General features: G+C 44.9%; 24 protein-coding genes. 2 read left to right on the forward strand and 22 right to left on the reverse strand.

The features are described 5' to 3' along the window. Positions 1-92 precede the first annotated feature (92 nt). The 18 genes from MHI38_RS07850 to gpr all read right to left on the reverse strand — a co-directional run bounded on the left by MHI38_RS07850 (position 93) and on the right by gpr (position 18,511). Complete coding sequence (locus MHI38_RS07850; protein ID WP_090914779.1) at positions 93-773, reverse strand: site-2 protease family protein; 681 nt, start codon at positions 771-773, stop codon at positions 93-95. Between the two features lie 3 nt (positions 774-776). Next, positions 777-1,742: a 50S ribosomal protein L11 methyltransferase gene (gene prmA / locus MHI38_RS07855; RefSeq protein WP_341181133.1), complete on the reverse strand. Its 966-nt coding sequence runs from the start codon at positions 1,740-1,742 to the stop codon at positions 777-779. Positions 1,743-1,910: 168 nt separating this feature from the next. Beyond that, a complete protein-coding gene (locus MHI38_RS07860; RefSeq protein ID WP_090914783.1) occupies positions 1,911-2,303 on the reverse strand; it encodes a hypothetical protein in 393 nt (130 codons plus the stop codon). Beyond that, the gene (locus MHI38_RS07865; RefSeq protein ID WP_090914785.1) at positions 2,296-2,475 is read right to left on the reverse strand and encodes a YfhD family protein; all 180 of its coding nucleotides are present in this window, start codon (positions 2,473-2,475) and stop codon (positions 2,296-2,298) included. Before MHI38_RS07865 ends, MHI38_RS07860 begins: the two co-directional genes overlap by 8 nt. A 23-nt stretch (positions 2,476-2,498) precedes the next feature. Next, the gene (locus tag MHI38_RS07870) at positions 2,499-2,867 is read right to left on the reverse strand and encodes a hypothetical protein (protein WP_341181134.1); all 369 of its coding nucleotides are present in this window, start codon (positions 2,865-2,867) and stop codon (positions 2,499-2,501) included. Positions 2,868-3,083: 216 nt separating this feature from the next. Next, positions 3,084-4,202, reverse strand: a complete 1,119-nt coding sequence (gene dnaJ, locus MHI38_RS07875) for a molecular chaperone DnaJ (RefSeq protein ID WP_090914789.1) — start codon at positions 4,200-4,202, stop codon at positions 3,084-3,086. Positions 4,203-4,336: 134 nt separating this feature from the next. Beyond that, positions 4,337-6,175 carry a molecular chaperone DnaK gene (gene dnaK, locus MHI38_RS07880; protein ID WP_090914791.1) on the reverse strand — a complete coding sequence of 613 codons (1,839 nt, stop codon included), beginning with the start codon at positions 6,173-6,175 and terminating at the stop codon, positions 4,337-4,339. A 129-nt stretch (positions 6,176-6,304) separates the two neighbouring features. Then, a complete protein-coding gene (gene grpE, locus MHI38_RS07885; RefSeq protein WP_139168822.1) occupies positions 6,305-6,895 on the reverse strand; it encodes a nucleotide exchange factor GrpE in 591 nt (196 codons plus the stop codon). Positions 6,896-6,918: 23 nt separating this feature from the next. Beyond that, positions 6,919-7,950, reverse strand: coding sequence for a heat-inducible transcriptional repressor HrcA (gene hrcA / locus MHI38_RS07890; RefSeq protein ID WP_090914795.1), 1,032 nt, complete (start codon positions 7,948-7,950; stop codon positions 6,919-6,921). 173 nt (positions 7,951-8,123) lie between these two features. After that, positions 8,124-9,476, reverse strand: coding sequence for a sensor histidine kinase (locus MHI38_RS07895; RefSeq protein ID WP_154957799.1), 1,353 nt, complete (start codon positions 9,474-9,476; stop codon positions 8,124-8,126). Then, the gene (locus MHI38_RS07900) at positions 9,473-10,201 is read right to left on the reverse strand and encodes a response regulator transcription factor (RefSeq protein WP_251507280.1); all 729 of its coding nucleotides are present in this window, start codon (positions 10,199-10,201) and stop codon (positions 9,473-9,475) included. Before MHI38_RS07900 ends, MHI38_RS07895 begins: the two co-directional genes overlap by 4 nt. Before the next feature lie 261 nt (positions 10,202-10,462). Beyond that, the gene (locus MHI38_RS07905) at positions 10,463-11,251 is read right to left on the reverse strand and encodes a hypothetical protein (RefSeq protein WP_341181135.1); all 789 of its coding nucleotides are present in this window, start codon (positions 11,249-11,251) and stop codon (positions 10,463-10,465) included. A 279-nt stretch (positions 11,252-11,530) separates the two neighbouring features. Next, positions 11,531-12,001: an N-acetyltransferase gene (locus tag MHI38_RS07910; protein WP_308722835.1), complete on the reverse strand. Its 471-nt coding sequence runs from the start codon at positions 11,999-12,001 to the stop codon at positions 11,531-11,533. A gap of 117 nt (positions 12,002-12,118) precedes the next feature. Continuing rightward, positions 12,119-13,303 (reverse strand): radical SAM family heme chaperone HemW, encoded by a 1,185-nt coding sequence (hemW, locus tag MHI38_RS07915; RefSeq protein WP_145332173.1) that lies wholly within the window; start codon positions 13,301-13,303, stop codon positions 12,119-12,121. Positions 13,304-13,716: 413 nt separating this feature from the next. Next, entirely contained in the window at positions 13,717-15,531 is a 1,815-nt protein-coding gene (lepA, locus tag MHI38_RS07920; protein ID WP_090914807.1) for a translation elongation factor 4, read from the reverse strand. Between the two features lie 146 nt (positions 15,532-15,677). Then, positions 15,678-16,034 carry a hypothetical protein gene (locus tag MHI38_RS07925; protein ID WP_090914809.1) on the reverse strand — a complete coding sequence of 119 codons (357 nt, stop codon included), beginning with the start codon at positions 16,032-16,034 and terminating at the stop codon, positions 15,678-15,680. A gap of 26 nt (positions 16,035-16,060) precedes the next feature. Continuing rightward, positions 16,061-17,353, reverse strand: coding sequence for a stage II sporulation protein P (locus MHI38_RS07930; RefSeq protein ID WP_154957804.1), 1,293 nt, complete (start codon positions 17,351-17,353; stop codon positions 16,061-16,063). Positions 17,354-17,509: 156 nt separating this feature from the next. Further along, on the reverse strand, positions 17,510-18,511 hold the full coding sequence (gene gpr, locus MHI38_RS07935; protein WP_154887994.1) for a GPR endopeptidase: 1,002 nt from the start codon (positions 18,509-18,511) through the stop codon (positions 17,510-17,512). Positions 18,512-18,687: 176 nt separating this feature from the next. On the opposite strand from gpr, the gene rpsT reads away from it, so the two are divergent. Further along, positions 18,688-18,960, forward strand: coding sequence for a 30S ribosomal protein S20 (gene rpsT, locus MHI38_RS07940; protein WP_024628504.1), 273 nt, complete (start codon positions 18,688-18,690; stop codon positions 18,958-18,960). Between the two features lie 183 nt (positions 18,961-19,143). Here rpsT and holA read toward each other — a convergent pair whose 3' ends face one another. The 3 genes from holA to MHI38_RS07955 all read right to left on the reverse strand — a co-directional run bounded on the left by holA (position 19,144) and on the right by MHI38_RS07955 (position 22,259). After that, complete coding sequence (gene holA, locus MHI38_RS07945) at positions 19,144-20,160, reverse strand: DNA polymerase III subunit delta (protein WP_308722836.1); 1,017 nt, start codon at positions 20,158-20,160, stop codon at positions 19,144-19,146. A gap of 258 nt (positions 20,161-20,418) precedes the next feature. Next, a complete protein-coding gene (locus MHI38_RS07950) occupies positions 20,419-21,714 on the reverse strand; it encodes a zf-HC2 domain-containing protein (RefSeq protein ID WP_154887992.1) in 1,296 nt (431 codons plus the stop codon). After that, complete coding sequence (locus MHI38_RS07955) at positions 21,711-22,259, reverse strand: RNA polymerase sigma factor (RefSeq protein WP_090914823.1); 549 nt, start codon at positions 22,257-22,259, stop codon at positions 21,711-21,713. Before MHI38_RS07955 ends, MHI38_RS07950 begins: the two co-directional genes overlap by 4 nt. A 349-nt stretch (positions 22,260-22,608) precedes the next feature. Here MHI38_RS07955 and MHI38_RS07960 point away from each other — a divergent pair, with 349 nt between their 5' ends. Beyond that, complete coding sequence (locus tag MHI38_RS07960; RefSeq protein ID WP_090914824.1) at positions 22,609-22,911, forward strand: hypothetical protein; 303 nt, start codon at positions 22,609-22,611, stop codon at positions 22,909-22,911. Positions 22,912-23,060: 149 nt separating this feature from the next. Here MHI38_RS07960 and MHI38_RS07965 read toward each other — a convergent pair whose 3' ends face one another. Further along, complete coding sequence (locus tag MHI38_RS07965; protein WP_339831673.1) at positions 23,061-25,082, reverse strand: copper amine oxidase N-terminal domain-containing protein; 2,022 nt, start codon at positions 25,080-25,082, stop codon at positions 23,061-23,063. Positions 25,083-25,212 lie beyond the last annotated feature (130 nt).

Genomic DNA, 25,212 nt, shown 5'->3' on the forward strand with positions numbered 1-25,212 from the left:
GGCAAGAATCCAATCGCCACAGATGATCATACAACTTTTATGTGCTTATGACCAGCACTACGGTTCGATTACTGACCATTTATGAGCTTATATTAAAGATATAATTCAATAACGAGACCAACTAAATCCCGGTACATGTCATTAGCAAACAAATATAGGGGTTGAATTGTGACTGCCTGTAATGGCGGAATAATTAAGATCAATAGAAAGACAATGATGGACCATTGTTCCACACCTTGCAGCTTGCGACTGATTGAAGGCGGCAACACATCTTCAAGAATACGATAACCGTCCAGTGGTGGTAACGGGATGAGATTAAACATAAACAGGAAAAAGTTCGTAACACTGAACATCGGCAAGAATGTCATCACAGCTGTGACTACCCGCTCATTTTCAATGTTCCCCAGCACGCCTGATCCAAACAATATTCCATAGATTACTGCCCCAATAATAGCCAGTAGCAGATTGCTGAGTGGACCTACTACAGAAACAATCGTTCCCATGAGTCGCGGTTTGTCAAAGTTCGCACGGTTTACAGGCACAGGACGTGCCCATCCAAAACCTGCAATCACAAGCAAAAGCACCCCAAGCAGGTCAAAGTGCGCCACCGGATTCAAGGTGACCCTTCCAAGCAACTTGGCTGTTGGATCACCGAATTTATTAGCAAAATACGCATGCGAAAATTCATGAATCGTAAATGCAATCAAAATGGTCACCAGGAAAAACGGCAATTGATCCAGCGGAAGGCGGAAAATCCGATCTAAGAAGTCCATAGACTACCTCTTTCTGGCTTCAAAGGCTAGCCAGTCCTCTTCACGCTCGATCGCACGAACTTCAAATCCTGATGCCACCAGTGCATCACGTACAACCTGCTCCTTGTTCTTCCAAATGCCCGAAACGATATAGATCCCACCAGACTCCAGTGCATTATACACATCATCAACGAATAGCAAAATAATTTCAGCCAAGATGTTGGCCACAATAATTTTGACTGGCAGCTTGACACCTAGAGCGGGGTCTTGACTTCCAAGCACAGACAATAGATCACTTTCTTTGACCGTGATCTGCTGCTGCATCTTGTTCAGCTCCACGTTTTCCATCGCACTTGTTACCGCAACCGGATCAAGATCAAGTGCCAGCACATGCTTAGCACCTAGATGTACCGCGCCGATGGCCAAGATACCGGAACCTGTACCCACATCAATCATTTCCTCGCCACCCTGAATGACCTTTTCCAGTGTACGTAAACAGAGCGTTGTCGTTGGATGCGTCCCGGTACCAAAAGCCATTCCTGGATCAAGTTCAATAATTTTTTCATCTGGGCTCTCCGGTGTATATTCCTCCCACGTTGGCTTGATCGTCAGACGCTCGGATATGCGCACCGGTTTGAAGTATTGTTTCCAAGCCGTTGCCCAGTCATTTTCATCCACTGTACGTGTTTCGTAACGAATCTCTCCGACATTAATTCCAAAGTCGGGCAATTCTTCAATTCTCGGATTTACTTCTGCCTGCAAGGCAGTCATGTCTGTACCTTCGGAGAAATAACCTTTGATGACCGCAAAACCTTCGGGAATATCATTCAAAGGAACGTCATATAACTCGCCATACGTCGTATCCCGTTTTTTATTTAAAGTACCGGACTCTTCAATCGACACCCCTCCAGCACCCGCTTCATGCAAAAAATTCGAAATCATCTCCACAGCTTCTTCTGTGGTATGTATTGTTAGTTCATGCCATAACATACGTGGTTTTGCCTCCTCATTATTCAAACATCCCAACTATTGTACTACACTTGCAAGCCGAAGCACAAAGCATACTCGTAAAAGAAAACAAAACAGGATATCCGCAGTGAAACCGCTCGAATATCCTGTCCCATTTTTCGTTGCTGTCGATCTTTCTCTTGAACACAACTAATAAAAACGTCCGCCGTTCTGTGTGATCATCTCTGCAGCTTGCGGTAAAGAATCGTGAGAAACGGATACCGTCAGCAGAATGCCCTGCTTCACACTTCGCGTTGCATCTTCTGGTGTATGTTCATACACCTGTCCTCCCGATAACATCTCGGTCTCATCACTGATTAGAGCGAGTACATTTAGCTCGCCGCTGAAGCCGCCAACAACCGCTGTTGGTGAATGCTCTTCTTCCTTAATATCAGTTGAGCCGCCTGTTCCTTCATGCTCACGCAGACTCTCGATACGTAACTGGTTCGGATGCAGCAACTCCAGAGCTCTGCGAGCAGATTCAGCTTCAGACCAACTCGTGAATACAGCCTCTAGTGTGACCGCAGAGCGATCTTCAGTCATTGATTTCCCTTCCTTGACGACGATCCGCTGCCTCACTGCGGCGCAAAGCTTCAATATCCTCGTGATCGGCCAATTCTGCGCTGAACTCCACATCCTCATTTTTCGCAGACTGCAGACGCTTCATCTTTTCCGTTTTTGTTAAAATTTCACCTGGTCGTTGTCGATTAGCCATGTTGTTCTTCCTCCTTTTCAAAATCAGATCATTCCACCGGCTTGTTCGATAATCGACATTGCTCGGTGATGCACCTCTTCATCTACAACGACAGTTAATAGGATGTCCCTGCCTGTAGGGCCGCCTTGTCCGCCATCACTCATTCCGCTTGCAGCAGGGTCTGCCGCAGCCATAATGCCTGAGCTGCCACTCATTTGCATCGCATCAGGTATCCATGATGAGTAACTGCCGGAGACACCTGGTTTATAGGAGGCTCCGCTTGGCCCAACACCCGCATAACGGCTAAAACGATTAATAGACAAGTCTTCCACTCGCAGCGCCTCCAATTTTTTGACCGCTCCCTGTGCCTGCTCAGGGCTATGAAAATAGGCCAAAATATTTTTCTCCGTCATTCGCTTCACCTGCTTCCTGTAATTCTGTCAATCTGTATCTATTTCACAGATCGTTCCCGCCATGCTATCTTTCCGCAACCGAGTCCAGAATATACCGAATTTCTGACATGTGGGAACACTTGGGAACACTTCGAAGCAAACTAATTTACATACAAAAAGACGCCATCGATCATCAAAGATCATCGATGGTGTCCTCATAACTACTTCATATATGAATCAGTCGCCGCGAAAGGCGCGTTTTACTCGATCAAAGAACGATTGCTCATGCTCATGAGTTTGTTCTCCATCCAGTGCAGCAATTTGACGAAGCAGATCTTTCTGTTCGTCATTCAGCTTACTTGGTGTAACCACAACAACCTTCACATGCTGATCTCCTTGTCCCATACCGCGCAGGCGTGGCACGCCTTTACCTTTGAGACGGAAATACGTTCCGGTTTGTGTACCCGCCGGAATTTTCAGCTTCACTTTTTCGGTCAGTGTCGGGATTTCAATCTCGTCTCCGAGCGCGGCTTGAGCAAACGTCAACGGAATTTCACAGTAGATGTCATCGCCTTCGCGCTCAAAGAAGTCATGAGACTTCACACGAATAACAATGTACAGGTCGCCTGCAGGACCACCTCGCAGACCGCCTTCACCCTCACCTGTCATACGTAACTGTGCACCGTCATCCACACCAGCTGGAATGCGAACATTGATTTTGCGCTGTTTACGAACTTTGCCGCTACCGCTACACGTTGTACATTTTTCTTTGATAATCTGTCCAGTACCGCTACAGTTCGAACAAGCGCGGCGATTGACCATACGACCAAATGGTGTATTCTGAACGACTTCCTGTTGTCCACTACCCTTGCAGACCGTACATGTTTCCGGCTTCGTTCCTGGTTTGGCACCTGAACCGTGACAAGTGTCACAGCCTTCTGTACGCGGAATAGTAATATCCGTTTCCTTGCCAAATACAGCTTCCTTGAACTCAATGGTCATGGTGTATTGCAGATCGTTCCCCCGTTGCGGAGCATTCGGGTCACGGCGCCCGCCACCACCGCCAAAGAACATATCAAAGATGTCGCCAAATCCGCCGCCACCAAAGTCTCCACCGCCAAAACCACCTTGGTTCGGATCGATGTGACCATACTGGTCGTACTGAGCACGCTTCTGGCTGTCACTTACGACATCATAAGCTTCTTTTACTTCTTTAAATTTGGCCTCTGCATCTGCTGCCTTGTTTACGTCAGGGTGATACTGACGGGCGAGCTTGCGGTAAGCCTTTTTGATTTCCTCGTCGCTTGCATTTTTGCTTAGTCCGAGTACCTCATAATAATCACGTTTTTCAGCCACTCTTCCACCCCCATAACATTCACCTTATCGCACATCGTGACAAAAGGAAAGTCAAAGCACGGGAGCCCCGGCTATGACTTTCCCTTTAATCCGAACGTCACCGATGTTTTAACTCGCAGGCTATCGCGAATTAATTATTTTTTATCTTCGTCTACAACTTCGTAATCAGCGTCTACAACGTTGTCACGTTTAGCAGAACCTTGTTGCTCTTCAGCACCTTGAGTCGCTTGTGCATCAGCTTGAGCTTGCTCATACAATTTAACAGACAACTGTTGAACAATCTCAGTCAGTTCTTCTGTAGCGGCTTTGATGTCTTCCAGATTGTCGGAAGCCAGTACGCCTTGCAATTTTTCTTTGGCAGCATTTGCTTTTTCTACTTCGCCTGCATCTGCCTTTTCACCAAGATCTTTAATTGTTTTGTCTACAGAGTAGATCAATTGGTCTGCACTGTTTTTCGCTTCTACAAGCTCTTTACGTTTTCTGTCTTCCTCAGCATGAAGTTCAGCATCTTTCATCATTTGCTCAACTTCAGCATCGCTCAGACCGCTGGAAGAAGTGATTGTAATTTTTTGTGTTTTGTTTGTACCTTTGTCTGTTGCAGACACGTTAACGATACCGTTAGCATCGATATCGAAGCTAACTTCGATTTGCGGTACACCGCGTGGTGCTGGAGGGATATCTCCCAACATGAAGCGACCAAGCGTTTTGTTGCCAGCTGCCATCTCGCGCTCACCTTGCAGGACGTGAATCTCAACGCTAGGTTGATTATCTGCATAAGTGGAGAACACTTGAGATTTGCTTGTAGGGATCGTCGTGTTACGCTCGATCATTTTCGTAAATACGCCACCTGCAGTTTCAATACCCAGGGACAGCGGAGTTACGTCCAGCAATACTACGTCTTTCACGTCACCTGTCAGTACGCCCGCTTGTACAGCTGCACCCAAGGCAACAACTTCGTCCGGGTTAACACCTTTGTGCGGCTCTTTACCTGTCAGTTTTTTGATCGCTTCCTGTACAGCAGGAATACGAGTGGAACCACCAACCAATACGATTTTATCGATATCGTTAGGTGTCATGCCCGCATCGCTCAATGCACGGCGAGTTGGTTCAAGCGTACGTTCAACCAGACCAGCAGAAAGCTCTTCGAATTTCGCTCGGCTCAGGTTTAATTCCAAGTGCTGAGGAACGCCATCAGCAACCGTGATGAACGGCAGGGAAATCGTTGTAGTCAATACGCCGGAAAGCTCTTTTTTCGCTTTTTCCGCTGCATCTTTCAAACGTTGTACCGCTGCTTTATCTTTGCTCAGATCAATACCTTGATCTTTTTTGAATTCATTTACGAGATAGTCGATAATTACTTGGTCGAAGTCGTCACCGCCCAGTTGGTTGTCGCCACTAGTCGCTTTAACTTCGAAGAAACCATCGCCCAGTTCCAAGATGGATACGTCGAACGTACCGCCACCCAAGTCATACACGAGAATCGTTTGATCTTCGGATTTTTCCATACCGTAAGCCAAAGCTGCTGCTGTTGGCTCATTGACGATACGAAGTACTTCCAGACCTGCGATTTTACCTGCATCTTTCGTCGCTTGACGCTGACTGTCATTGAAATAAGCTGGAACGGTAATAACCGCTTGAGTTACCGTTTGGCCTAAGTATGCTTCAGCATCAGCTTTCAGCTTTTGCAGGATGATTGCAGAGATCTCTTGTGGAGAATAATCTTTGCTGTCAATCGTTTCTTTGTGGGATGTACCCATGTGACGTTTGATGGAGATAATTGTACGATCCGGGTTGGTGATCGCTTGACGTTTCGCTGTTTCACCAACGACACGCTCGCCATCCTTTTTGAAACCTACAACGGAAGGAGTGGTACGCGCACCCTCCGGGTTTGGAATAACTACAGCCTCGCCGCCTTCCATAACGGCTACGCATGAGTTCGTTGTTCCTAAGTCAATACCGATTACTTTGCTCATCGGAAAATTTCCTCCTCAACAATTTAAAATGAATAGGCACTTATAAGCCTTATTGTGTTAGTTAGTAAGTGATCTGCTCTATGTGTACAAAACCTGTATATTAAAACTCGTCCCTCTGCTCAGCTTAAATTAAGAACTTACCTTAACCATAGCCGGACGAAGTACTTTATCTTTCAGCATGTAGCCTTTTTGAACTTCTTCCACAACGATGCCTTCTTCATGCTCATCGCTCTCCACTTGCATAATCGCTTGGTGGAATTCAGGATTAAACGGTTGTCCAACGGTTTCCATTGGAGTCAGTCCTTCGTTCGTCAGCACGGTTTCCAATTGACGCAAGATCATTTGAAATCCTTTGGCAAAAGATTCAGTCTCCGTACCTTCCGGTACAGTAGCCATAGCGCGCTCGAAATTATCCATAACTGGAACCAGTTCGGTGACCAGCTTCATCGAAGCGTATTTGGCAAGCTCTTCTTTTTCCTTCTGGGTGCGACGACGGAAGTTATCAAAATCAGCTTGCGCACGTACAAAACGTTGCTGTGTTTCCTCAGCCTCTGCTTTCAAACGTGACAATTCATTTTGCTCCTGATCCGTTATCTCCTCAGCCTGTGCTTCTGCAGCTGCAGCCTCATTGACCGGTTCCTGCTCAGCGGCTGTTACTTCTTGCTCTTCTGTGAATGATTGCTCCTCTTTCAAGATGTTCACCTCCTTATAAGAATGAATCGATGAATCGTAATTCCCGTTGCTTATTTGAAGCGAGTCGTCAGCATCGTTGTAAGATCACGGGATAATGTATTTAGAATATGGATGACACGTGCATAATCCATGCGGGTTGGTCCCAGAATTCCAATGGAGCCAAGTGCCTCGCCGTCCAACGAATATGACGCTGTAATCAAGCTACAGTTCGCAAAGGCCTCATGATCATTCTCTGTGCCAATTCGCACCTGAATCCCAGACCCGCCGGGCACTGGCATCATCAATTTCATTAATGTTGGTGTCTCATCTAACAAGTCTAGAATGTCCTTAACCTTTTCTACATCTCTGAACTCAGGTTGTGTCAACATATTGGTAGCGCCGCTGAGGAATAGACGATTGTCATGCTCATTGTCAAACGCGCTATTAAGTACCTGCATAACTTCCTCATAACGTGTAATGTGACGCTCCATCTCTTGGCCCAGCTCGGTATAAAGACGTGACTTCAGCTTGTAGATTGGTACGCCTACCAATTTGCTGTTTAACAGACGAACCACATTCTCCATCTCAGCAACCGAAATCTCGGGTGGGATCTGAACTGTCTTGTTTTCCACCTGACCGGTGTTCGTCACAATAATCGCTACAGCTTCATTCTCATTCAGCGGGAGCAACTGGAAGTGACGCAGTGAGGTGTGGAAAACCTCAGGTCCAAGCAGAATCGAAGTATAATTGGTCATATGAGACAAAATGTTGGAAGCATGCTGAATAACCTGTTCCATAACATTCAGCTTCTCTGCAAAAAATGACTTTAGATCATCCAGTTCCTGTGGCTCCACCTGATTCCAGGGAACCAAATGGTCGACATAATATCGATAACCCTTATGAGAAGGAATGCGTCCAGCCGAAGTATGCGGCTGTTCGAGAAAACCCATCTCTTCAAGGTCGGCCATTTCATTACGAATCGTTGCCGGACTGTATCCAACATCTCCTCTTTTGGAGATGCTTCGGGACCCTACGGGCTCAGCTGAACGGATATAGTCATCCACTATAGCGTTCAGAATCATTCGTTGACGCTCTGTTAACATGGTGAGTATTCCCTCCTTCTGACTGTACTGTCCCATGTCGTTAGCACTCAAGTTAGATGAGTGCTAATCGGTAATACAAAAATACCAAACTGACATGATCATTGTCAAGTCAGTTTGCGGAATGGGATCATCTATTTATAGTATAGGCCAATAACCTTCACTTATAACGTATATTATGCACCTTGATGCTGGATTTCTCGCTCCGCAGGATAATGTCTCAGACTGAAACGTGCCCCACCTAGCGGTGAGTCACTATACACCAAATCTGCATGGAGACGCGTTGCCAGTTGCTTGCTAATGGTTAGCCCCAATCCTGTCACACCATTATTTCCTGTGTAAAAACGACGGAAAATATGCTGTCCATCATGCTCATTCAAGCCTGGCCCATCATCATCGACATGAAAAATCCAGTCCGCGTGATCATCGGCAGAGAGTTCCAATGTTAATTTCACTTGCGTTTCGGTATGGCGCACAGCATTTTGCAACAAGTTTAGCAAAATCTGAAACAATTGCTCACCTGCTGTTTCCACGATGAACGAATTGGCTTCCGCTGTCAAATGTATTCCTCGCTGAAGCGCAGTTGGCATAAGCAGATACACTGCTTCTTCGGCCATGTTTTTCAGGTCAATGACTGCCACAGGCCATTCCTCATCCACAGTTTCCAGTCTGGAGAGCTGAATCAGTTTTCCAACCATGTCAATGAGGCGTTGCGACTGGGTAGCAATAATATCAAGTCCCTGATCCGTGGATACGACCTGATCCTGAATGGCATACACGTAACCTTGAATGGACATCAATGGTGTCTTAAGTTCATGGGATACATTTTGCAAAAACTCCAGCTGATGCCGGTGATGGTCATCAATTCTGTTACTCATTAATTGAAAGGTCTGGATCAATTCGCCGATTTCTGTATGGTCAGCCTGTAGGAATTGATCTCTGTCAGGCATGTTTGGCTCATACTTGTTAACAGCCTCTTTCAACCGATTGAGCGGCTGTACCGTTCGCCACACGGCGAATAATCCTATCAACAGAATGACAACAAAACTTGCGGCAATCGACAGAAGGGTTGTTCGAAACAACGGAATGTACATTGCCCTGAGTGACGATAGCGGAGAATACAAGATCACTCGAAACTGTTTATGTGACAACTCAGCCTCACTGTATAGGACCTTTTTTCCATTTAAAATCATATACCCTTCGTGTGTACCTGGAAATCCTTCCAATTTCATCCCCACACGCCCCGCACTGCTTGAGGCGACAATTTTATCCTGCCCATCAATTACAAAATAGTCCGCATAAAAGAGAATATCTTTAATAAAAAAACGAAAACTGTCATTGTCCAGATCCTCCAGATCATCTACACGAATGATCTTGACAGCCTTCTTCGTTTGTCCATTTAATTGCTCTTTGACCTGATTGAGCAAAATATCATCAAAGAGGTGTATAAAAAACAGTACCGTAAACGCCACAGTAACCAGCATACTTGCAAACAAGGCGAGCAGCATTTTGCTGCGTATTGTCTTCATCGTGTATGTACAGCTGCTTTATAGCCGAACCCCCACACGGTATCAATGGTCAGTGTAGCTTGAACCTGTGCAAGCTTTTTACGAATCCGTTTCACGAGATCATCCACTACACGCACTTCACCGTAAAAATCATAATTCCAGACCTGCTGGATCAACTGTTCACGGCTGAATGGACGATCCAGGTGTTGGGATAGAAATAACAAAAGCTCGTATTCCCTTCCGGTTAGCCCCAATTCTTCTCCACTAACATTGACACGTCGGAATTCTTCTGAAATCTGCACGTTGCCTATACTAAAATACGACCCTTCCTTAGGCTGATGCCGCTCCGTTTCTTTTAGTTCAATCCCTTGTGATAAACGACTGCTGTGTATCAAACGAAGCATACCTTTTACCCTCGCAACCAGCTCACGAGGATTGAAAGGTTTGCTCAGAAAATCGTTACATCCCAGTTCAAGCCCATTTAAACGATCAATTTCCTCTCCTCGAGCCGAGACCATAATAATGGGAATTTCAGTGAAGGTTCTCAGTTCCGTCAAGAGTGTAAGCCCATCAACCCCTGGCATCATAATGTCGAGAATCAAACAGTCCGGCTTTCTCAAGCGCACTTCCCCGACCAGCTCTCTGCCGTGTGCAAAGGAGGTCACTTCATATTGTTCCTTCTTCAAATAACCTGCAATAAGTTGCAAAATATACGGATCATCATCCACTACAAAAATATGCGGCATCGGCGTTCACCTCGGCATGAATATAACACTTCTGATATGTTTTTTATTAAATATATTACTACTAATGTAACAGAGTCTGTACTCAGATTCCAAACTTCCATGAATGGCCTAAATATAACGTTACAAACACCCGATTCAACATGAAAAAGACGGAGTTCCCCCTAAGAGAGCTCCGCCTGTGTACGCCGTATATCATAATGTCACTGATGCGTTAAATTATGGACTGGATCTGGTACAGTGAGAGCATCAGAGCACAACTTCTTATTTATGGGATGAGCTTGATTTTGCTGCCTCGTTTTTGTTTGTAACATTTGTTTTGGCTGGTGCTTTCGTAGCAGATGTTGCAGCTTTATGAGTTGTCACGGTAGCTGTTTTATGTGTTGCTGTTTTTGGAGTTGTTGTTTTCACTCCAGTTTTTGGCGAAGTTGCTTTGTGCGCTGCGATTTTGTGAGCGGCTTTTTTCGCTTTGTGTGCCGTTTGTTTTGCTTGATGCGCAGTAGCCTTTGCTGTTGCTGAAGCTTTGTGTGAAGCCTGTTTGGCGTTATGAGCCGCAGCTTTGGCTTTATGTGTCGTTGTTTTTGCTTTGTGTGTTACTGTTTTTGCTTTATGAGCAGTTTTTCTGCCCTTGTGATGCATTGCTGTTGTTTTATGAGAAGCCCTTTTTGCTTTGTGAGTCACTTTTGATTTGTGCACAGCTTTTTTCGCTTTATGCTTCGCCACTTTTGCTTTATGAGCAGTCTTTTTGGCTTTATGCGTTACTTCGCTCGCTTTGTGAGTTGTTGTTTCCTTCTTGGTTGTAGCTGTTGTTTTGGAAGGGTCCGCTTTAGCTCCTGTCGTTTTTGTCGGCGCTACAGTAGATTTGGCTGCTGGAGTGGTTGTTGATTTTGTTGTTGTAGATTTGCTCGTTGAGCTAGCCGATGCTCCAGCTTTTTGTGTTTCAGACGGTTTTACGGAATTCACAACAGGCGTTGCGGCAAAAGCACTACCTGCTCCACCAATTACACTCATCGCTGTTACCAAAGCTGCTACATGTTTTGTCCATTTTTTCATGATCGGTCACCTCATTCTTAAGATTGAGCTATCTGCAATACTCCCTGCTTCGTACGTTGAAAACCTTGTTTTTATCCGTGTTCTTCAACTGTTCCACTGTGAAGTTTTTTGCAGATCGCTTATGTAAGTTCATCTTAACAAGAGGATGTGTGAGAATAATGGAATAAGTGTGTGAAAAGTATATGAAAAAAACGAGCACCAAAAAAAGACCACAAGCCCTTTGAAACCTTAGGTTTCTTGGGTTGTGATCTTTATCTTTTTATTCATATAAACGTATAACTACGCTGACACATTCAGTTCTTTTAGAACCGCAATCTCGTCACAGCAATCCTGCTTGCTGCAATGAACACAGTCCGTCCATACTTTCTCAGGGAAGATTTCTTTTTCCACAACAGCAAAACCATTTTTCAGAAAAAAGGAAACTTCATACGTGAGAGCCATCACCTTTGGAATCTGTTGTCTCTCCGCCTCTTCTACAAGCCGGTCAAGTAGACGGGACCCGATGCCAAGCCCTTTATACCCCTCTGAAATGCCCAGTGATCTTACTTCCACCAGGTCATTGCCCAGACGACATAATGAGCCGCAGCCTACGACAACCCCATCCACCTCAGCCACAACAAAATGCTCCAGCTGTCGATGCAGTACTTCCCGTGAACGCGGAAGCATGATCCCACGCTCTGCATATCCCTTAATCATTTCAAACAGTGGTTCAACATCTTCCGGTACAGCTTTCCTGCATATAACCGACATCCAGCTCTCCTCCTATAACGACGCTTTCCGAGGAAAGCTAGCTTCGTAGTTGTTTAAATTAACACGCCCTGTAAAACAATATGAATAAATATACAACAGAGCGTATAGAATTTCAAGCTACGAATTTAGCGATATAGAGCCGATAAACTCCGCAAAAACGTCATTGCCGAACAGAATACCTTGTTCACTCAGTTTAAAGCCGTCTGCTGTCCGCTCAAGCAATCCTGCATGCAACATTTTGCCCAGCGGTTTCGCAAATACATCCTCCATGGATTCCCCGAACTGATTATGGAATCTTGAAGATGAAGCGCCCTCCAACATACGGAGTCCTACCATTAAGTAATCCTCCATCGCTTCCGCACGGCCAATCTCGAAATGATCCAAACGAGGCAGTCCCGCACGTGAGGCTTCCACATAAGGATTAATCCCTTTAATGTTCATATGGCGTTCACGGCCCACGTAACCATGTGCACCTGCACCAAGTCCGTAATAATCCTCATTGCGCCAATAGGTGATATTATGACGGCTCTCGAAGCCAGGTTTGGCAAAGTTACTGATCTCATACTGTTCATAACCTGCTTCTTTCATGCGCTTCATTAATAGAAGATACATCTGCAACTCATCATCTTCGTGTGGAAGAGGTAATTGATTTTTTTGGTACAGGGTATGGAAAAGTGTATTTTCTTCTACCTTCAGGCTATAGATCGAATAGTGTTTCAGATCCAGTTCCAGCGCTTTATCGATACTTTCATTCAACATCTCCACCGTCTGGTTTGGCAATCCAAACATCAGGTCAATCGACAGGTTATCCAGTCCCGCCTTACGTGCGTTCTCTAAACTGCGATATACATCATCTGTATTATGAATCCGGCCAATGCCCGTCAGTAGATCATTCTGAAAAGCCTGTACGCCAAAGCTGACACGGTTAACACCGCCCTCTTTCATCGCCGCAAGCTTCTCCGCATCGGTCGTTCCCGGGTTGGCTTCCATCGAAAATTCAATATCGTCTGCCCAATTCGGGAAGTAGGTTTTGACCGAACGCAGGAAATAAGCCATCTCGTCCGGTTTCAATGCGGTTGGCGTTCCGCCGCCGACAAAGATCGTTTTAATTTCGCCTGGCGGATTCGCCTTGACGGTATGTTCCATCTCCCGTTCCAGTGCCTCCAAGTATTGCATCACGGGCTGATCTTTCAGAACATAAGAATTAAAGTCACAGTAAAAACATTTATTTGTACAAAATGGAATGTGAAGGTACACCGCTTGGGGCGCACCTGTTTTCTGGTTGTGTGCTGCAAGTGTCACGGTAAGTCCCCCTTGATTTGAAAAAAGGAAAGCCAGTTGGCTTCCCTTTCAGCTAAAATGTTAATTTATATAAAGTGATCTAACAATTTACACATTCCACTCCAATGACAGAATAACCTTCCAATCGCTGTTATCCCCAGATTTTTTTGATTCCCTTTCCCAAAAGGGAAAAATCCGGTGATAAAGGCGAACGCTCCGCTTTTTCAGGTTTTTTCTGTCCTCTCCGTTAATGTGTAAAAATAGTTCACTTTATATAGTTTGATTACCAGTAATTCGATACGCACAATCTGTGCTGTACCCAAAATTAAATTATTAGAATGCATTTTTAATACACACAATCTATGCTGTACCTAAAATGCATTATTAATGCATTCTCTGATACGCAAGATCTTGATGTACCCAGAGATTGCATTTTAATCATCAATTTTCAGTACCGCCATAAATGCCTCTTGTGGCACTTCTACGTTACCAACCTGCTTCATCCGCTTCTTACCTTCCTTCTGCTTCTCCAGCAGTTTCCGTTTCCGCGAGATGTCACCGCCGTAACACTTGGCAAGTACGTTTTTACGCATCGCTTTAACTGTTTCACGAGCCACAACCTTGGTGCCCACAGACGCCTGAATCGGTACTTCAAACATTTGCCGCGGAATCAGTTCGCGCAGTTTCTCACAGATGATACGGCCGCGATTGTATGCACGATCTCTGTGAACGATAAAGGACAAAGCATCGACTTGTTCGCCGTTAAGCAGGATGTCCATTTTCACCAGATTCGACTGGCGGTAACCGGACAGCTCATAGTCAAACGAAGCATAACCTTTGGTGCTTGATTTCAACTGGTCGAAGAAGTCATATACAATCTCGGACAACGGGATCTCATAGGTAATCGTAACCCGTGTTGTGTCCATATATTCCATATTGATAAATTCGCCACGTTTATTTTGGCACAATTCCATAATGGTTCCCACGTAATCATTCGGTACAATGATTGAAGCCTTCACATAAGGCTCTTCAACGTAATCAATCCGTCCTACCTCAGGGTAGTTGGATGGATTATCAATTTGAATCTGCTCGCCGTTAGTCAGCGTTACGTGGTAAATTACGCTCGGTGCTGTCGTGATCAACGGAATGTTGAACTCGCGCTCAATCCGTTCCTGAATAACGTCCATGTGCAACAATCCCAGGAATCCACAACGGAATCCAAAGCCCAGCGCGCTGGAAGTCTCCGGCTCAAAGCTGAGCGATGCGTCGTTCAACTGCAGCTTCTCCAATGCCTCACGCAGATCCACATAGTCCGATGTCTCAATCGGATACAGACCGCAATATACCATTGGATTGATTTTACGATAACCGGGCAGTGGTTCAAGTGTCGGATTTTTCGCGTCAGTAACCGTGTCCCCGACTTGAGTATCGCCGACGTGACGGATACCCGCAACGATAAATCCTACATCCCCGACGTTCAGCTCGTCCACAATGGTCATGCGTGGCTTGAACGCTCCTACTTCGATGACTTCAAACGATTTGTTTGTTGCCATCATTTTGATTTTGGAACCCGCCTTGATTTTACCGTCAATAACACGCACATACACGATAACCCCTTTGTAAGGGTCATAGTGCGAGTCAAAAATCAGCGCTTTAAGCGGTTGATCCGGATCACCTACAGGTGCGGGCACACTCTGTACCACTTGCTCCAAAATCTCTTTGATCCCGATGCCGGCTTTGGCCGAAGCCAATACAGCGTTGCTGGTATCCAGTCCGATAACATCTTCAACTTCCTGCTTCACCCGTTCCGGGTCAGCACTTGGCAAGTCAATTTTGTTGATAACCGGCAAAATCTCCAGATTGTTGTCGAGCGCAAGATATACGTTAGCCAGCGTCTGCGCTTCGATCCCTTGAGCCGCGTCAACGACAAGCAACGCCCCTTCGCATGCAGCAAGACTACGTGATACCTCGTACGTAAAGTCTACGTGTCCAGGCGTATCAATGAGATTCAGTAGATACTCTTCACCGTCGTCCGCTTTGTAATTCAGGGCAACTGCTTGCAGTTTAATGGTGATTCCGCGTTCGCGTTCCAGATCCATCTGATCCAGTACTTGCTCCTGCATTTCACGTGATGTCAGCGCACCTGTGTACTCCAAGATCCGGTCCGCAAGTGTTGATTTACCGTGATCTATATGTGCAATAATTGAAAAGTTACGAATTTTACGTTGTCTTTCCCGAATGTCAGTCATTCCTTACCCCCAGAAACAGCCTAGTGTCAATCACTTCATTATAACAGTTGCTTCAAGGTGCATCAATCCCATGATGATTTTACTTTTATAATAAAGTTACTTGAAGAGTGCCCCGGAGGTTTAGTTTTCCTTTAATCCGCCCGCTTCTATTCATCTACTCCGCCAAAAAGAGAGACCACCCACTTGATGCCGCTGTTTGACAAGTTTTGCAGCAATCCAGCCGTTTTTTCCGCCAGCACATCCACCGGGGCCTTGTGCTGGTCTGCCCCAAGCACCTGGCTCGGGGTCTGGACAGGAACAAACGGCTTTTTAACCTCGGTCTGCACAGGCTCAGTGGATACAGTTGTATTTTTCTCAGGTGCGGTTTCTGTGGTCGCCACTACGGGGACACTTTCCACAGGGTTGTTATGCTGAAAACCACTGCCTGCCAGCTGCATGCCAAGCAATACACCAAGCAACATAAGCACACTGACAGACAGCATTTTTTTGCCAAATCTGGACATCCCTCAGATCTCCCTTCTTCTATAATTTATCCGCCCTTGGATACCGGTTTTGCGCTTGCTTTATCTACGTTCTGCTCGTCCCAGTATACTTCCGCGATCATATCCGCCAGAATTTTGGACGTTCGTTTCAGCTCAGCTGCCGTATTGTCAATGCCACCGATTTCGATGAGAATGCTGTTCGGGGAAAGCGTTTGGTTATATTCTCCATTGTTGCCTCCTCCGCCATTCTTCCCCCACACCCCTCGGGATACCCCCGGATACTTCGCTTCCAGCTTTTTGTGGATTTTCGCAGCAAAGGCTTCATTTTTACGCCAATTTGGATTCTCATGTCCGATAATAAAATATACCTTGGCATAACTCTGATCACCGATGGTGGTTGTCGTTTTTTTATGTCGCTGGGAATCGCGGTGAATATCAATTAGATAGGTCAGATCGTCATTCTGAGCAAGCGCCGCTTTGACAGTCTGTCTGGAATATTTATAGGAAAAGTTCCAATTGTAATCTTTGATTTTCGTTTGATAATCTTCCTTCGCATGCTCTACTCCGACGCCCAGCTTCTCCAAGCTATCCGATAGATAGGTTCCCACTTGAAAAACATTACCTGTCGCTTTACCGGAAGATGGATTATCGCTATCCGTGCCTAGCAGTGGATTATATCCTTCACGCGGATGCGAGTGATAGATAAGGACGGATTTTCTCGTAATGGCCGGGTTCCCCTTGTCTTGCCCATTCCCTTTTGCTGGTGGATCTTCATCGACTGTACCCTTTCCCGGATCATCCTCACTGGAAACGTCTGGATCATCCTTACCCGGGGGAACATGCAGTTCACTTCCTGGCTTACCTTCACCTGATGAGGCTGTTTCTGTCAGGCCTGGACCTGGCTGATAATCTTCAGGTGCTTCTGCCTTGGTATTGCCAGAGCCTGGTCTAAGCAGAACGGGCTGATTTGCACCCATGCCTGGCATTTCACGTGCGATTAAACTTTTGGGATCTTGAGGATTCACATTCGTGAGCAATTGAAACACAAAAGAAGTTAGATTTTCACCGGAAATTGCAGTGTTCTGTTCCTTCTGAGTAAGATGAGGCACTTCCATACCCAACATGTCCACAAAAAAGCGGCTTGAGACTGAACCTGCAAATCCCTTCATGGAAGAAACCGGGGAACTATTCAACCTTTTTTCCGCCATGCCTCCGAGCCCGAGTGCAACAAAAAAGAGGGCAGATATGATCATAAGCAGCAACAGTGTACGGCCCATGGCCAGCACATGCAGACATCTTTTTTTCCACTTACCAATGTTCCATGCCAATATCTTGTTCATTCTTATGTCTCCTTCCCTTGCAGAACAACTCTTATACTTCAACTCTATGAGAGTATTCGATTTGATAGAACAGGAAGTAGAAAGATAAAGTGGACAAAAAAAAGAAAGTCCGATAGATTCGGACCTTCTTCTCCGTTCCATATTAGGGGATTTGCTCTAGTGTGTGTAAGCCGCAACGTTATCAGGGTTTACTGCTTCGTGAAGAGCCGCATTAAGTCCGGTTGCAATGACATTCGCTATGCCTTCAATGAACTCATCAATTTCTTTCGGAGTTACGATCAGGTCATGTCCGAGCGGTTCAAGCACTTCTTTTACCAGACTCAAACGATCCTCTTCACCGATGTCATCGAGCATACCCATGATTTGTTTTGTCTGATCAGTTTCCTGACGAAAGTGAGAACGCATCATTTCGATGACGTTGTTCACGATGGTCGAAGCATAACATACCGTTGGCACACCGATGGCAATGCAGGGAACACCCAGAATTTCCTTCGTTAATCCACGACGTTTGTTACCAATACCAGAACCAGGATGAATCCCGATATCAGCCACCTGAATCGTTGTATTCACTCGTTCAAGTGAGCGGGAAGCGAGCGCATCAATGGCGATAATGGCATCAGGACGGGTACGCTCAACAATGCCCTGCACAATGTCACTTGACTCGATTCCCGTTGTACCAAGCACACCCGGAGCAATAGCACTGACCTCACGATATCCAGGCGCCACCTGATCTGGTACCAATTCAAAATACTGCCGGGTAACCATCAAATTCTCTACAACCAACGGACCAAGAGAATCTGGAGTTACATTCAGGTTGCCGAGACCTACGATCAGTACCTTGGAATCCTTGCCGATGCCCGCCTTGGTCATAAACGCTTCCATTTCTCGTGTGAATTCGGCGGCTACCCGTTCCTGCAGTTCAGTATCTCCGTTGCGAAGGGAGGGCACCTCAAGTGTGACATAATGGCCTTTTACACGCCCTATGGCTTTCGCTGCTTCATCATTCAACACATCAATCCGTGTAATCGTAATGCCCTCTTTCTTATCTACATCCTCACGTAATCCGGGGATCGTCTGTTTCTGACTGCCTTGTGCCATTTCTTTGGAGTCAATGGCCAAATCGGTACGTACGGTATAATTTTGTAAATCCAGTGTCATCTGTGTCCCTGCCTCCCTTATTCCATTTGAGCATATTGTGTGGGAAAAAGGCGGGCTTTATGCAACATACCAAACAACGATGCAAAATCTGTTGCAATTTACATGCTAGCGTGATAGAATATTTTAAGTTGTGAAACGTTTGTATTCATGCGAATGCCTTACAGGAGGTGAATGTAATGCCAAACATCAAATCCGCTGTTAAACGCGTAAAAACGAGCGACAAGCGCCGCGCACTCAACGCTTCTCAGAAGTCTGCACTCCGCACAGCTGTTAAAGCTGCTGATGCTGCTCTGGTAAGCAACGAAGTTGACACTGCTAAAGCTGCGATTCAAGCTGCTTCCAAAAAGCTGGACAAGGCTGTAACTAAAGGTCTGGTTCACAAAAATGCAGCTGCACGCAAAAAGTCTCGCTTGGCGAAAAAACTGAACGCTCTTTCCGCACAAGCGTAAGAAGCGTTACTTATACGAACCAATGGAAAAATCCTGAACAGCATGGGCTTTCAGGATTTTTTAGCATCTGTTCCGCCAAGTAAAAGAACATACCATAAAAAAACAACCTGAACATCTCTGATCATCTGTTGAAATATCAACAGATGGAGAACTCTCAGGTTGTTTTTTTGTTTTTGCCTACGGCTATGCTCCAAGTCTTAACAAAAATAACTCCAGGCCAAGAACCTTATCCACGGCTCCTGTTTTCATCTGATAATCCAGCTCACTCAAGTGACTCAAAATCTTTCGCAACCGGTCAGCATCGAATTTCCGAGCCTGTTCCCCGGCAATTTTGATAGCGTACGGATGCAAGCCAAGTTGACTGGCGATCTGCTGCTGTGAGTAACTTTGTTGCCCAAGTTCCTTGACCTGAATCATAATACGGAACTGCCGCGCAATCAGCGCTGCAATCTTGATCGGTTCTTCACGTTGCTTCAAAAGTTCATAAAAGAGTGCAAGTGCTTTTTCTAACCTCAGATTAGCCAGTTCCTCCACAAGTGCAAATACGTTCTGCTCCGTGCTACGAGCCACCAGTGACTCGATATCTGCGCGGCGAATCGTTCCTCCGTTTCCTGCAAACAAACAAAGCTTATCCACTTCGGCAGATAACCCTTGCAGTCCCGTTCCAGCATAACTGATTAGCGTATCTGCTGCCCCAGCTTCAAAGGTTACCTCTCTCTGTTTCGCGAGTTTCACAATCCATTGGACCAATTCTTCTCCACTTAGCGGTGCAAAGGCCAACACAACCGCTTGTTTCTTGGCTGCTTTTACTAGTTTCTTCCGCTCATCCAACTTATCTCCTTGCGCCAAAAAAACGATCGTGCTGTAATCAGCGGGATTATCCATATATGTAATCAAGCGATCCACCTGATGCTCTATTTTGGATTCCTTTCCCGCGGTAAACAAACTGGTGTCCCTTACAATAATCAATTTGCGCGGAACGAGAAAGGGAACCGTCTCTGCTTCTTCCACAACAACCTCGATCGGTGTTTCGGAGAGATCATAGGGAATAACCGCAAAATCCTGATGCTCCTCTTCAATAACATGCGTTTTTAACATCTCTGTGAACTGCTGTATCTGGTACTTCTCCGTTCCATACAGCACATAGATTGGCGCAGTTTCTCCGCTGCGTATTGCCTTTGTTGCGCTTTTTACATCCATCCACCGTGCCTCCTTATCCCTTTTATCCTACCAGAAAATACACAAGACAACAAAGGGACCTTCATCCATGTATGGATAAAGGCCCACTGTTCTGCATCTATATAAACGCAGGCACAGCCATTCTAGAAATAGCTGGCGTGCGGTCATACGACGTCAGTTGTTGGATCAGAGATAGGACGTTCTTTAGTTAGATCCAGTATATGCTTGTTCATTAGAAAAGGTTCTCTCTAATTGCCCTGCAGAAACCTTATAATGGAGCTATTTCGCAGGTGATACATTAGATGAGGTACTGACTTTGAAGGTATCCTTTGTAGTCGCTCCGTCTTTGTCCATTTCATAATTGAACTGCTGGCTGTCTTTGGACCAACTTCCCGACTTTAACGTACCTTCTACACTCCGTTGCTCAATCAGATTCAGAACATCCGGATCATTCGCAGATTTCGCATAAATACTTAACTGGTCACCGAGTAGCATAACAACATAAGAACCATCCGGTGATTTCCATTCTTTTGTCCCTGTCGGTGCAGCGATTCCCTGTTCAGGAGCCATTAGTCCCTGCTGACCTCCAGTGGCACCCGATTCCGTTCCAGTTCCTGCATTGTCAGTTTCACTGCCTTGAGCCGGGGTATCCTGGTTTGGAATGATCGTTTGAGCCGAAAATGTCTCGTCGAGCTCATCGTTTGATTCGGACGCACTTCTTCCATCCTTGTCATTAGGAGTGGAGGCACTACCTTCACTTGTATCCGGCTTTTTCTGCTCCGTTCCCTGACCTGAATCCATGCTCTTCTGAGTATTACCAGAGTCAGAAGAAGGACTTGAATTTACCTCTTGCTTGCCTTTGTCTTGAGATGACGGCCCTTCTGCGGAAGGTTTTACTGACTCTTGATCACCTGGAGCTTCTGGAGTTTTAAGTTCTGTTCCGTTGCTCTCGTCAGGTTGATCCGCATTCGGTTGCATTGAACCTTCCGTCACCGGATCATTTGACGAGTCAGGCGCAATCGCACTGCCTTCTGCTTGGTTCCTTATGTCTCCTTGATCGCTTTTCAGATACATCCTCTGTGCAGACTGCTCTTCACTGTAGCTATCTTGCGGTGCCCCCGAGCTCATAAGCATCGAATCTGCATTCTCAATCTGCTCTGGCTGATATCCCCAGATGGCAAATCCCAATACAACAGCCGCGGCCGCTGCACCCACAGACATCCGTCCCACCATCGAATTAAGCCATTTGGTTTTCGCTTTCTGCTCACTAGAACTTGAGCGCTTTAGACTCTCAAATGCCGCAGGGACAGGACTCATTTCTTGCACGGTACTGCTTTGTTCTTTTCGCGCTTCGTCAATCGCATCCAATTGAGGCATAATCGCATCAACCAGACTGAACTTCGGGCTTACTTGCGGCAAATCTTCCAGTTCCCTGGATAGAGCTCTGAGCATACTAAAATTTTCGGCGCACTCCGGACACTTGGCCACATGCTGTAGCATCTGCGTCGTTTCCGCCTCGCCCAGATCATGATCCAGATACCGGTGCATCCATTCCACCACCTCTTCGCATTTCATCCTGTCACACCACCTTTCTGATACTCCTGTAGTAGATTTTGTAACTGTTGTCTGGCTCTAAATAAGTAAGACTTTACCGTATTTAGCGGAAGATCGAGACAATCCGCAATTTCGTTATAGGATAAATCTTGCAAATATCTTAGAACAATGACGGTCCGATGATGCTCTGGCAACTTGTTGATCGCATCTTGAATGTCCTTGGCTACATAAGTAGACATCACTTCAAATTCTACATCCTGCTTATCCTGAAAAACCATTTCATGCTCATCTATGGACACCGATGGCTTGGTTCTTCTGAACTTGTCAATGCAGATATTCGTTACGATGCGTTGCACCCAGGTTTTGAACTGGGCTTTTTCTTCATAAGAATTAATCTTGGTGTAAATGCGGATCAACGCTTCCTGCGCAGCATCCAAGGCGTCCTGTTCATTATTTAGAATGTAATATGCGGTCCGATAGACGTGCTGTTCAATCTCCCGCAATAGGGTAATTAGAGCGTCGCGATCGCCCGATTGAGCGGCTCTGATGAGTTCCGGCTCTACCACAAAGGATCCCCCTCTCCCTGCAACCTTACTGACGTAATCATCGATAAAATTGTTGCAAAGTTAAGTATATTTTAATTTTCCATCACAAAATAACGGCATATGTATAAGGGCCGCCGAATCTTATCTTAGAATAACAGAAAATGCAAACGTAGTCATCAAACGTCTGACATCACGAATTCCAGTACTTACACGACTCAAAATAAATGCAACGGCATACATTATGGTTAAGTACTTTTAAAGGCCTAAAAATAAAAAAAGTCGAAATTTGTCCAAATTTAAGCTTTTTTTAATGCATTTTTCATGAAAATGGTGTATTGTAAATTTACATTCATAAGACGAGGTGATGAGCATGCCAGCTCTAGCGAAAATTCAACAATTAAAAGAACAAATGCCAAAGGAATATCAAAGCATTTCCCACTTTGTGGAGCACGCTTTGGAATCAATCGACACCCTGGTTGAGGAACATCGGAAATATGTAGCTGCGCAGGCGTTATACGGCGATAAAATCGTCGGATCGGAAGAACGCTTGTACAGAGAAACGGTACTGGATGTCAGAGCACAACTACTGGCGACACTCGAAAAAACCGTTGAAGACATTTTGCACAAAGGTGATAAACATTGGGATAAACATTTCAAGGACGGCGTGGAATAATTCAATATTCCCATTTATATTCAGTAATCAGAACGAATATGAAAAAAGCCCTTTCTCTTAATTCTCTTTTGAAGAGAGTTATGGAGAACAGGGCTTTTTCTTGTGTTTATAGTAATTAACAAAAGTTGAGCTGTATGATGATTCGAAAATTAATAGACGTTCATGAGCTTTCCATTAAGGAAACCCAAAGCTCTGATCCCCGAGGTGCTTGAGTATACCCAAACCTCAATCTTCCCTTTTGAAATTGTATCATACGTAATATTGTTTGGAGCTCCCCATGCCAGACGTACTTGTGTGGTGTTCATCCCTACGGCTACTTCACCCGCGATTATTTTCTTCCATGTAGCCGAAGACCAATTAAATTTCTTATAGGGATCGTAGGAGAAAAATTGATCGGAATTCGCTAACATCTCGGTAACCCTAGAAGGGGAAACGCCTGCAAAAGCAATGACTGTTTTGCTCTTGGCATTACGGAAAACGATAGAGTAGCTTCGATTACCGTAATTCCCTTTTTCAATTTGAATATCTGTGATAGTTACTTTACTAAAACGCTGTCCCAAATAGGTAGTATTGTTAATCCAATAAGACTTACCAATAAACCGACTTAGATTGCCAAGCTCTTGTTTCTTAATCAAAGCAAGTGTGTCTTTCGATTCTACTACAATAACAGAATTTCCAACGAACACTTTGGCCTGTTTCAACGTAGCATCCCAATTCACCTGTATACCTGCAACCTGTTTTAACAACTCCGCAGGAAATACAGTCTGCCCGTTGATTGTCTGTACCTTGCCTTTCATTGTAACTGCTTTGTCATTAAACTCCGCTACCGGGCTTCCCTTTGTTAATGTGATGAGACTGTCGCCCATCTGAACCTTAAATTGATCGCCTTGAACATCGATTTTGGCCCCCAGTGTTTTAAAGACAGCTTGTACAGGCAAATAGACATCTCCGTTTAAAAGTTCAGCCCCTGTCAAACTCTGCTCGGTATTAACTGTAAGTTGAAGATTGGAAGACTTATCACCTAACTTTACTGTTATGTTCGTCGTTCCTATCCCCGTTGCTTTTAACTTACCATCCTTTTGCAATTGTGCAATCTGTGGTTGCTCTATTGTAACTTCCTCGGGTAAAGGGGTACGTTTCGTTTTGAACCCGTTGCTATAATTCTCCTGAACAGTAAGTGTGACTGTATCCCCGATATTAGCTTCGTTCGTAGATGCAGTCAGCGTCACTTGACTTAGTTCCGGAGCCGATAATGACATCACTTTGCCATCTTTATATGAAACCCATGTTCCATCCTTTAACTGTGCATATAATTCATCAAAATCAAAAGAATACACCATACGAGACACATTACTTAACCCCGATAATTGCTCTTCTTTATATTGGGAAGATCGTTTATAACTCCAAACTGTTCCATCCTTTTTCACTGTGAGTAGTTTGTGTGTTCCTCCCCACCAAATCATTGATTGTACATCGTTCGTAACGGTAACCTGCTTTTCCTTATACAACGTAGTCACGACAACTACAGAACCATCATCTTTCAGCACCGCTGCATAAGAACTATTCATAGCAATCGCCTTACCGTTGGTTACATTGTCAGCCTTCTGTGGTTTGTTGTAATTATCGTAGTATATATCTCCCGAAGAAGACAAGGCACCATAGGAAGAATATTTTCCAGAATAGTCCTGATAAAAACTCACATCAATAATCGATTCCAAAACTTTATTCTGCTCACGGAACGAATATAGATCCCCATTCTCAAGAAGTACTAATCCATTTCCATATACCTTCTTAATTCCTTTAAATTGTTTCGTTACAGGTTTATCTGGATTATCCTTATCCCACCTAATAACCTGATCATCTGCAGTCCATCCATATATAGAATAACTATCTAATTTTGAAATGCCAATCAGATTACGATTTTGTGTCCATGTTCCGTTAATATTGTTTTTAGACCAGATTGTGCCGTCATCCAGCAAATAGTCATTCCGATCAAGAATTGAAGTAATGGTACGACCGGAATCAGACAAGGCGAATGAAGAGGGTAGTCCAGCCATAAGACTGAAAATCGCCATTCCAATCCAAAATGTTGCAATCTTTCTCTTCAATCCTTTTTTGTGTTTTTTAATCATATTATTAATACTACATTCTAACTTTTTTAATAATTCCATTCCGTAGTTTCCCCTTCTCCTTATGTATCTCAAAACAATTCATCTTTATTTTCAGCCCCTCCTAAGCCAAGCCTAATACTATTCGGCAAAAATAACCAAATATCCTTCAAGGTATCCTTCAGACTTTATG

Origin of the sequence: Paenibacillus sp. FSL K6-1558, assembly GCF_038002565.1 — a bacterium.
GTDB classification, from domain to species: Bacteria; Bacillota; Bacilli; order Paenibacillales; family Paenibacillaceae; genus Paenibacillus; species Paenibacillus polysaccharolyticus.

Bases quoted from the DNA above. Each gene is read 5' to 3' on its own strand.
- MHI38_RS07850 (WP_090914779.1), bottom strand. From the start codon at position 773: ATGGACTTCTTAGATCGGATTTTCCGCCTTCCGCTGGATCAATTGCCG.
- prmA (WP_341181133.1), bottom strand. From the start codon at position 1,742: ATGTTATGGCATGAACTAACAATACATACCACAGAAGAAGCTGTGGAG.
- MHI38_RS07860 (WP_090914783.1), bottom strand. From the start codon at position 2,303: ATGACTGAAGATCGCTCTGCGGTCACACTAGAGGCTGTATTCACGAGT.
- MHI38_RS07865 (WP_090914785.1), bottom strand. From the start codon at position 2,475: ATGGCTAATCGACAACGACCAGGTGAAATTTTAACAAAAACGGAAAAG.
- MHI38_RS07870 (WP_341181134.1), bottom strand. From the start codon at position 2,867: ATGACGGAGAAAAATATTTTGGCCTATTTTCATAGCCCTGAGCAGGCA.
- dnaK (WP_090914791.1), bottom strand. From the start codon at position 6,175: ATGAGCAAAGTAATCGGTATTGACTTAGGAACAACGAACTCATGCGTA.
- hrcA (WP_090914795.1), bottom strand. From the start codon at position 7,950: ATGTTAACAGAGCGTCAACGAATGATTCTGAACGCTATAGTGGATGAC.
- MHI38_RS07895 (WP_154957799.1), bottom strand. From the start codon at position 9,476: ATGAAGACAATACGCAGCAAAATGCTGCTCGCCTTGTTTGCAAGTATG.
- MHI38_RS07900 (WP_251507280.1), bottom strand. From the start codon at position 10,201: ATGCCGCATATTTTTGTAGTGGATGATGATCCGTATATTTTGCAACTT.
- MHI38_RS07905 (WP_341181135.1), bottom strand. From the start codon at position 11,251: ATGAAAAAATGGACAAAACATGTAGCAGCTTTGGTAACAGCGATGAGT.
- MHI38_RS07910 (WP_308722835.1), bottom strand. From the start codon at position 12,001: ATGTCGGTTATATGCAGGAAAGCTGTACCGGAAGATGTTGAACCACTG.
- lepA (WP_090914807.1), bottom strand. From the start codon at position 15,531: ATGACTGACATTCGGGAAAGACAACGTAAAATTCGTAACTTTTCAATT.
- MHI38_RS07925 (WP_090914809.1), bottom strand. From the start codon at position 16,034: ATGTCCAGATTTGGCAAAAAAATGCTGTCTGTCAGTGTGCTTATGTTG.
- MHI38_RS07930 (WP_154957804.1), bottom strand. From the start codon at position 17,353: ATGAACAAGATATTGGCATGGAACATTGGTAAGTGGAAAAAAAGATGT.
- gpr (WP_154887994.1), bottom strand. From the start codon at position 18,511: ATGACACTGGATTTACAAAATTATACCGTACGTACCGATTTGGCCATT.
- rpsT (WP_024628504.1), top strand. From the start codon at position 18,688: ATGCCAAACATCAAATCCGCTGTTAAACGCGTAAAAACGAGCGACAAG.
- holA (WP_308722836.1), bottom strand. From the start codon at position 20,160: ATGGATGTAAAAAGCGCAACAAAGGCAATACGCAGCGGAGAAACTGCG.
- MHI38_RS07950 (WP_154887992.1), bottom strand. From the start codon at position 21,714: ATGAAATGCGAAGAGGTGGTGGAATGGATGCACCGGTATCTGGATCAT.
- MHI38_RS07960 (WP_090914824.1), top strand. From the start codon at position 22,609: ATGCCAGCTCTAGCGAAAATTCAACAATTAAAAGAACAAATGCCAAAG.
- MHI38_RS07965 (WP_339831673.1), bottom strand. From the start codon at position 25,082: ATGGAATTATTAAAAAAGTTAGAATGTAGTATTAATAATATGATTAAA.